At 71.7% G+C, this 8,552-nt stretch carries 7 protein-coding genes; 1 reads left to right on the plus strand and 6 read right to left on the minus strand.

Annotation, left to right across the window (positions count from 1 at the left end; all coding sequences use genetic code 11):
• The 5 genes from IH13_RS0131355 to IH13_RS0131375 form a co-directional block, all read right to left on the minus strand.
• Window positions 1–482 (minus strand): terpene synthase family protein (locus IH13_RS0131355; RefSeq protein ID WP_037842985.1); only part of this gene is annotated, 482 nt, incomplete at its 3' end.
• 58 nt (window positions 483–540) lie between these two features.
• Window positions 541–1,629: a polyprenyl synthetase family protein gene (locus IH13_RS0131360; RefSeq protein WP_031089655.1), complete on the minus strand. Its 1,089-nt coding sequence runs from the start codon at window positions 1,627–1,629 to the stop codon at window positions 541–543.
• A gap of 49 nt (window positions 1,630–1,678) precedes the next feature.
• Window positions 1,679–3,193, minus strand: a complete 1,515-nt coding sequence (locus tag IH13_RS0131365; RefSeq protein WP_037842973.1) for an ABC1 kinase family protein — start codon at window positions 3,191–3,193, stop codon at window positions 1,679–1,681.
• 263 nt (window positions 3,194–3,456) lie between these two features.
• Window positions 3,457–3,924 carry a hypothetical protein gene (locus IH13_RS0131370; RefSeq protein ID WP_031089658.1) on the minus strand — a complete coding sequence of 156 codons (468 nt, stop codon included), beginning with the start codon at window positions 3,922–3,924 and terminating at the stop codon, window positions 3,457–3,459.
• Window positions 3,925–4,047: 123 nt separating this feature from the next.
• A complete protein-coding gene (locus IH13_RS0131375; RefSeq protein WP_031089660.1) occupies window positions 4,048–4,500 on the minus strand; it encodes a hypothetical protein in 453 nt (150 codons plus the stop codon).
• Window positions 4,501–5,019: 519 nt separating this feature from the next.
• Here IH13_RS0131375 and IH13_RS0131380 point away from each other — a divergent pair.
• Window positions 5,020–6,381, plus strand: coding sequence for an APC family permease (locus tag IH13_RS0131380; RefSeq protein WP_031089662.1), 1,362 nt, complete (start codon window positions 5,020–5,022; stop codon window positions 6,379–6,381).
• Window positions 6,382–6,740: 359 nt separating this feature from the next.
• On the opposite strand, the gene IH13_RS0131385 is transcribed toward IH13_RS0131380, so the two are convergent.
• Window positions 6,741–8,552: FG-GAP-like repeat-containing protein (locus tag IH13_RS0131385; protein ID WP_031089665.1), on the minus strand; the 1,812-nt coding region annotated here is incomplete at its 5' end.

Raw genomic sequence — 8,552 nt, forward strand, 5'->3', positions numbered from 1 at the left:
ACCTGCCACTGGACACCGGAGAGCCAGGAGCGGTGCGCATGGTGGAAGCGCCGGTTCTGGACGGAGGTCGCGCAGGCGCGGAAGCGTTCGCCGAGGTCGTGCAGGGCGGCGGCGAAGGGATCGTGCGTGCTCAGCGGACCGGGGATCTCCAGAGCGCGCTGGGTGTGCGCGGCGACACGGGCGAACCCGGCGGGGTCAGAGGCGAGAGGGCCCTCATCGCAGTACGCGTCGTCGAAGGCGAAACCCCAGTAGATCCAGCAGACGGCGAGCCAGAGGCGGTCACGGTCGGCATGGGGGGCGAAGCGCGCGTAGAAGTGGGCGCTGCGGGTGGCCAGGACGCGGAGGCGCTCGGCGTCGGACCTGGCGAACCCCGCTCGTCGGATCCAGTCGACGGCACGCTGTTCGGCTTCCTCGGCCTCCGGGTGGATGGCCGGCTCGATCGGGCAGTAGAACGGCAGGGCCAGGGCGTCGGTGGCGCTCACGGTTCCTCCTGGAAGGCCGCCCACGCCGCGCGTGCACGGGGCGGCGGGACGGTGACGTCTATGCCGTCCGGCTGACCGCACCGGCGGCGATGCGGCGCAGGGCCGTGACCGCGGCCGGTGCGAAGGGCGAGCGGCTGAGCGCGGCGAGTGCCGTGGCGTAACGTTCGTGGATCATCCTCTCGACGGTCGCCCGGGCCCCGGTGGCTTCCAGGACGCGACGCACCGACATGGCTCCCTCCTCGTCCAGGCCCGGGTCGCCGACGAGCCTGTCCAGCAGCTCCGCCTGGTGCGGCGCCGCGCGCCGGACGGCCAGGGCCATCAGGACGGTGGCCTTGCCGGAGCGCAGGTCCTCGATGACCGGTTTGCCGGTGACGGCTGGGTCGCCGAAGGTGCCGAGGAGGTCGTCCCGCAGTTGGAAGGCCTCACCCAGCGGGAGGGCGTACGCGGAGCAGGCGTCGAGGGTGCGGGTGCCGGCGCCCGCGAGGGCGGCCCCCAGGTGGAGGGGGCGCTCGATGGTGTACTTGGCCGTTTTGAGGCGGATCACCGTGAGAGCGCGGTCGGTGTCGCCTGTGGGCGATCCGGTGGTGTGCAGGTCCAGGTACTGGCCGAGGACGACCTCGTCGCGCATCGTGTCGACCAGGGGCAGGACCGCACGGTGCTCCTGCTCGGTGAAGCCGGCGTTGTGCAGCATCTCGTCGCACCGTACGAGTGCCAGGTCGCCCAGGAGGACGGCGAGGTTCCTGCCGAAGGTGTTCGCGTCGGGGCGGTCGCGGTGGCGGACGGCGAAAGCCCGGTGGGCGCTCGGCAGTCCCCGGCGGGTGTCGCTGTCGTCCATGATGTCGTCGTGGATGAGGGCGAAGGCGTGGAACAGTTCCAGCGACGCCGCGAGGCGCAGGACGGTCTCCTCGCTCCCGCCGCCGCCCGCCGCGTGCCAGCCGATGACGCAGAGCAGGGGCCTGACGCGTTTGCCCGGGGCGAGCACGTAGTCGGTGAGGGTCCGGTCGAGGTCGTGCCGGTGACTGCGGCGCCGGTTCTGGGCGGGAACACGCTGGAGGGGGCGGCGCAGGAAGTCGGCGAGGGTGGTGTCGATGCGCTCGCGGAGGTCGGCGAGATCGAGCGCACCGGTCGTCGGGGCCTGCGGGTACATGGCGGGCTCCTCGTTCTGGGGGGCGTGGGGGGTGCGGCGTCGGGGGGAGTCACCGCGTTTTGGCGTAGTGCTGCCAGAACAGGGCGGCTGCCACGGACAGCCCGGCCTCGGGTATTCCGAGTCGGAGTGTCGGCCGGGACCGTCTCTTCGGGCCGTCGAGGGTCATCCGCATGCTCAGGTCGCGGTTGGACAGGTCCCGGGTGACGCCGCGCAACTGCTGCGGGGCGGCGGCCCCGGCCGTGATGAGCTCCAGCGCGGTACGTACGGCCTGCTCCGGCGAGAGAGCCTCCTTGACCAGGTCGGTGACGATGCCGATCAGCTCTTCGGAGAAGACCTCGATGAGGGAGAGCTCCGGGCACAGGTGGCGGATGGAGCCTTCGATGTTGGCGAAGGACTTGCCGAGGATGGCGACCATGGGGCTGGTGCGGATGCCCCGGCGGGTGGAGTGCTGGAGTACGGCCGTGAGGGTCACGCCGAAGTTGAGCTCCTCCAGGGACGCCGTGGCGATCTGCGGTACGAGCGCCGCCATGTCACCGGCGAACGCCGCCGCGCGGGTCCAGGGTGTCGTGCCGCCCATGTCGATCCACGCCCGGGCGGTGCCCGCCCCGTCGTTCATCGCCAGGTTCAGGAGCAGCAGCAGGATGCTGGTGCTCATGGGGCGGTCGATGCGCCCGACCATGCCCCAGTCGATGAGGGTGGCGGGCTGCCCGGGGTGCACGAACACGTTGCCTGGGTGGGGGTCTCCGTGGAAGATCCGGTCGACGAAGTATCCCCGGTACATGAAGGCGAGCAGGTCCCGCCCGATGGCCGCGCGTTCTTCCACGGTGAAGGCTTCCCGGTCGGCCTCCCGGATGGAGGTGCCGGGGGCCAGCCCCTGGACCAGGACGCGGCCGGTCGCGGAGACGACCTCGGGGACGGCGATGTGGTCGAAGCCGGCGGCCGCCTCGGCGGCCTCCGTCATGTTCCGTGCCTCCTTGACGAAGTCGAGTTCCGGGCGCATCGCGTCGAAGACGACGCCGAGCATGGCCTCGACGTCGATGACGTCGTTGAACCGGGTCGTGCGCCGTGCCGCGAACCTCGCCAGGGTCCGGATGAGCTTCATGTCCGCGCTCACCGCCTCGCGGACGCCGGGCCGCTGGATCTTCACGGCGACCTGTCGGCCGCCCGGCAGTTCGGCCCGGTACACCTGGGCCAGTGACGCGGTGCCCAGGGGGTTGTCGGTGTCGATGTCCGTGAACCGCCGACGCCACAGCGGGCCGAGTTCCTGAGTCAGCACCGGTTCGAAATCGGTGAACGGTGCGGGCGAGACGTTGTCGTGGAGTTTCTCGAACTCGGCGATCATCTCCGGCGGTACGAAGTCCGGGCGCGTGGCCAGCATCTGCCCGGCCTTGATGTAGAACGGCCCCAGACTCTCCAGGGCCTTGCGGGTGTTCCTGGCCCGACGCGCGCCGGGGCTGTCGCCCGGGGGACCGGAGCGGCTCCGGGGCAGCAAGGTATGAGCGGCCTCCGTCCCGGCGAGCTGCGCCAGGACCCGGGCCAGCAGACGTGCGCGGCTCTCACTCATCGCCGGCCCCTTCCGGCCGCCGGGCACACCACGGGGGCCGCGGCACGACGCCCCGGGGTGCCCCGCGGGCCCCGGCCGGGGGCGCGACGCCCGGCACCACCCCATGCCCGGCGTCGCTCGGGCGGGGGGCCCGTGTCTCCGCGCCGCCGTCGCACGAGCCGGGTGTTCCCGGTACGAGACCGGCGCTCGGCCTCAGGGCCGCATCCGCCGGGTGCCCCGGGCCACGGCCTTCGGGGTGTACGGCGGGACGTTGCGGACATCTTTCAGCGCTCAACGGCGGAGAGCCGGTCGATGCGGGCCGACAGTGTCGCCAGGTCTTCCCTCAGGGCGTCGTAGTCCTCGGCGTCGCGGGGCGGGGGGACGGCCCCGGTCGTCGCCCGGCCCCTTCCCTCGTCCCGGTGCCTCTCCAGGCGGTCCGCCAGCAGCGAGATCTGTGCCGTGAGGGCGACGAGTTCGTCCGCGTCGCGTGACGAGGAGCCGGCCCGGGCGCCGGCCGCGATCCGGGGACGGCGGTCTCGGTCGTCGTCATCGCAGTCGTCGTCATGGCGGTCTTGGCCGTGGTGGCCCCCGTCGTGGCAGCCCCGGTCGTGGTGGTCCCTGTCATGGCGGTGCCTGTCACGGTGGTGCCTGTCGTCGTCCAGGGCGTCGCTCAGGGAATGGCGCATGCCGCGTTCGAAGTCGCCGGCGCGGTCCAGGGCGTCGTCGACCAGATCCTCCGTCACATGGACCATGCGTCGCAGTGCGTGGCTCAACGAGGTGCGGGAATGGCGGGGCACGGGAAACCTCCGAGGAGTGAGGGGGAGGGCGCGCTTCCGGGGGACCCGGCTCGAGGCCCGAAGCGCACAGGGGACGGGTCAGCGCCGCGGGCCCGGATCGTCCGCAGGGCGCAGGTACAGTGCCTTGCCGTATCCGGTGTCCAGCCAGATCCTGCCTTCCCTGCCGGAGCCGGACAGGCACGGAGGCGTGAAGCGGCGGCGACGGGAAGTGTCCGGATCGACCGTCACCGACACCCATTCCAGGCACCACGCCGGTCCGCCTCCCGCTGTCTCCACCCGCAGGTAGACGGGGAAGTGGGACAGGTCCTCCGTGCTCAGGGGCGGGGTACGCGGATCGTTGTACTCGGGGTACTTCACGTTGCTCTCGGCACCCAGACGGAAATTGGCGTCGGCGCCGCGTGAGAAATCGATGCCGTGCGTGTCGAGGCTGAACTCGCGTCCGCCCAGACCGAGATAGATCCACGACCCGGTAGAGGCGTGCTCGACGTCGGCCGTCACGACGTGCGCGACGATCTGGGAGATTGCGGCCATGGGACAACTCCTTCCGGGACGGAACGTCGGGATCCGTCTCCACGTGTGCGTGATCCTTGACGTGGCTACCGCGCGTGAGGTGCCCGGAGCGGCGCCGTCCTCCGCCTGTCGCTCCGCACGCCTCGTCAGTCGTAGCGGCGCGGGTGGCGCCCGGAGACCATGGGCTGCGTGACCGAGGGGTGCTCTTGGCTGGGCCTCGACACCAGCATCCCCCCGCGAGGTGACTCCATGCGTTCGTAACGGTACGGAGAGTTGCGACAGGCGCTCGGTGGCGCACTCCGCGTTCGCGGTAGCGCACAAGGAGCGTCCCGGATCACTTCTCCGCGCGCGACGCGCTGCTGGTTCCGGGACGCGCTTCGCGCGCCGTACCACCGAACGGGCCGTCACCGGCTTCCTCGCACCGTGGCGGCCGACGGCCCGGCCTGCGATCCATGGGCCGCACCGACACGCCCCGCCCGGTCCGGCCGCCATCCGGTGGATCTGTCGCCTGCCCGCCCCGGGACCGGGTAGACGGCCTCGGTGAACTCATCGCACACACGCTCGGAGGCACCGGACTCCGCAACGCACCTCAAGAAGACGCTGACGACGCCCCTGCTCTACTTCTTCATCCTCGGGGACGTCCTCGGCGCGGGCGTCTACGTCCTGGTCGGGGAGGTCGCGGGCGAGTCGGGGGGAGCCGTGTGGGCGCCCCTCCTCGCCGCGCTCTGCCTCGCGCTGCTCACTGCGGCCTCGTACGCCGAACTGGCCACCAAGTACCCGCGGGCCGGTGGGGCCTCCCACTACGCGACCCTGGCGTACGGACCGTTCACGGGCTTCATCGCCGGGTACTGCATGCTCACCGCCGGCATCGTCTCGGTCGCCGCGCTCGCCCGCGGCTTCGCGGGCGACTACCTCACCGAGTTCGTCGCCCTCCCCGTCGCTCTCGTCGCCGTCGTGTTCCTCACGGCTCTCGCCCTGCTGAACGCGCGGGGCATCCGGGAGTCGACGCGTGCCAACGTGCTCGCCACGCTCGTCGAGGTGGGCGGACTCGTCCTGGTCGTCGTGCTCGGTGCCTGGATCATCCTGCGCGGTGACGCCGACCTCGGACGGCTCACGGAACTCGGTACGCCGTCCGAAGGGCCGGCGGGCGCGGTGCTGAGCGGGGCGGTGCTGGCGTACTACTCGTTCGTCGGTTTCGAGACGTCCGTGAACGTGGCCGAGGAGACCCTCGATCCCCGACGTTCCTACCCGCGAGCGCTCTTCGGGGCCCTGCTCACCGCGGGAGCGGTGTACGTGCTGGTCGGCGTCGCCGCCGCGGCGGCGGTGCCCACCGACGTCCTCACCGAGTCCGGCGGGCCGTTGCTCGAGGTGGTCAAGGCGGCGGGCGGGGTCCCCACCGGGCTGTTCAGCGTCATCGCGCTGATCGCCGTCGCCAACGGGGCGTTGCTCACCGGGATCATGTCCTCCCGGCTCGCCTACGGCATGGCGCGGGACGGGCTGCTCCCGCGGTACCTGACCCGGGTCCTGCCCGGCCGCCGCACTCCCGTGGCCGCCGTCGTCACCACCACGGTGCTCTCCCTGGCCCTGGCCCTGACGGGGGACGTGGCCACGCTCGCCTCCACCCTTGTCCTGCTTCTGCTCGTGGTGTTCTTCCTTGTCAACACCGCGGCCATCGTGCTGCGCGGGGACGGCGGAGGAGCACGCGGCCATTTCCGGGTACCCGTCCTGGTCCCCGTCCTCGGTGCCGCCTCGTGCGTCATGCTCGCCACGCAGATCGACGCGGACGTGTGGCTCCGCGGGCTGATCGTGCTCGCGGTCGGCGTGGTGCTCGCCGCGATCGCCGCCGTACGGAAACGACGCGCGGCGGGCCGCCCGGCCCCGGACGCCCGGGACCGCTCCTGACGGGGGCCGACGGGAATTGATTCCGGTCCTCGCTACGCGACTCCGTCTGGCGGGTGCCGGGGGAGCGGGCGGGCGCTCGACGGTGCACGCGCGGGTGGCCGGATCGACCCGGGCCGGCAGCACCGTCCCCTGCGTGGCACCGCCGAACCGGAACTCCGGGACTTCGCTGCCGCACTCGAAGGCACGCCTCGGCGCGGGGAGCGCTACGCCGAGGCGACGACGGACCGGCGAGCTGACCCTGCCGGAGGGGCCACGGGCCACGGCCAGGGGCCGATCCGGGCCGGTGGACCGGGTGCCGATCCGGGGCCGGTCGGGCCGGGAGCCGATCCGGGCCCGGTCGGACCGGGAGCCGATCCGGGTCAGCGGCACTTCCCCTTCAGCCAGGTGGTGAACTCCTTCGGCCAGGTGGTGACCATCGGCACGGGGGAGATCGTGGAGCCGTACTGGTCCAGCTTCGCCTGCCACGTGGCGTAGTTGCCGGACACCGCCGGAGGGGGCTCCTCCCAGCGGACCGTGTCCGGGTCGATCCAGCGGGGGTGGTCCTTCAGCGCGGCGCCCAGCCCTGCCGCCTCGATGCGCCTGACGAGTTCGGGCCGCAGAACCTCGGAGGACGTGTAGATCATGATCTTCTGCTCGGACGCACGCTCCGCGATGGGGTCGATGACCTCCTTCCAGGCGGCTTCACGGATGGACGCGTCGTCGTTGCCCAGGGACTGCTCCGTCTCCTTCTTCAGCTCCACGAAAGCCGCCATGTCCAGACGCTCGGCGTGGTCGAGCCATTCACGGAAGGTGTAGACGGTCTCCCCTTCGTACGGGCCGTGGTCGATCGTTCGGCCCTTGAGCCGGGCGGTACCGGTGGCCCACCAGGTCTTCGCGATGTCGGCCTTGGCGCCCGTCAGACCCCGGGTGGTGCTGTTGTGCCACATCACGGCCTTGGTGCCGTCGCGGGTGAGCCGGAGATCCGCCTCGACACCGCCCGCTCCCCAGCTCTTCTGCTCCGCGAGTCCCTTCGGATGGTTGGGCTGACGGACCTGGTCCCGCGCCCAGGCGTCCTCGCCGGTGGGGTAACCGCCGTGTCCGTAGACGGTCGGGCAGAGGGGCAGGCCCCTGGGCGGGCTGTTGTATCGCTCGATCATGTGGGCTCTGCTGAACGTCCAGCCGCTGGAGGTCTCCCAGCTGTGCAGCCCGCCGCCGAGGGTGCCGTCGGCCCGGGCGAGGAAGCTGATGGTCTTCACCCGTCCGTCGCTGTATCCGTACAGCGTGGCGAGGTCGTCGCGACCGTCACCGTTGTAGTCGCCGGAGACGATGCTCATCCTGGACCGGTCGTACCAGCCCGGCGGGGTGTTCAGTATCTCGCGCCGGCCGCCGAACGCGCCGTCGGCGCCCAGGGTGAAGCCGATCAGGGCGTCGTGCCCGTCGGCGTAGTCGTACCACGCGGCGAATTCGGCGCGGCCGTTCCCGCCGAAGTCTCCGGAGTACACGCTCACCCGGTCGAACTGCCAGCCGCTGGACTCCCAGCCGCGTACGGGCTCGGCGAAACCGCCGTCGGGCCGACCGGTGAAGGCCATCAGCCTGACGGTGCCGGCGGTGTAACTGTCCAGGACACCGAGGTCGTCGCGGCCGTCACCGTTGTAGTCGCCGGTGGCGAACTTCATGTGGTGGACCTCCCATCCGTCGGCGGCGGTGCGCTGGAAGGAGGGGAACGGGTCGGCGAAACCGCCGTCGGCGTCGGCCAGGAAGGTGAAGAGCTTGTCGTCGCCGTTGCGGTAGTCGTACCAGACGGCGAGGTCGTCGCGGCCGTCGCCGTTGAAGTCGCCCGCCTGGGCGGTCATGGCGTCGAAGGTCCAGTTGCCGGCGGCCACGGCCCAGGACGAGAAGTACGGCGCGAAGGTACCCGTGCCCGTGCCCAGCCAGGTGAAGAGGGAGACCCGTCCGTCGTCGTACCCGTAGAAGGCGGCGACGTCCCCCGTCCCGTCGCCGTCGAAGTCCCCGGTGACCCGCTTCATGTGCTCGGCCCAGAAGTTGCCCTTGCCGGTTTCCCAGGCCACGCGGGGCGCCGTGAACGTGCCGTCCGCGCCGCCGGCGAAGGTTTGCATGGCGTCGTGCCCGTCGGCGTAGTCGTACCAGGCGGCCATGTCGCTCCGGCCGTCGCCGTCGTAGTCGTGGCGGGG

Origin of the sequence: Streptomyces sp. NRRL WC-3549 (genome assembly GCF_000721935.1) — a bacterium.
In the GTDB taxonomy this organism is placed as follows: Bacteria; Actinomycetota; Actinomycetes; order Streptomycetales; family Streptomycetaceae; genus Streptomyces.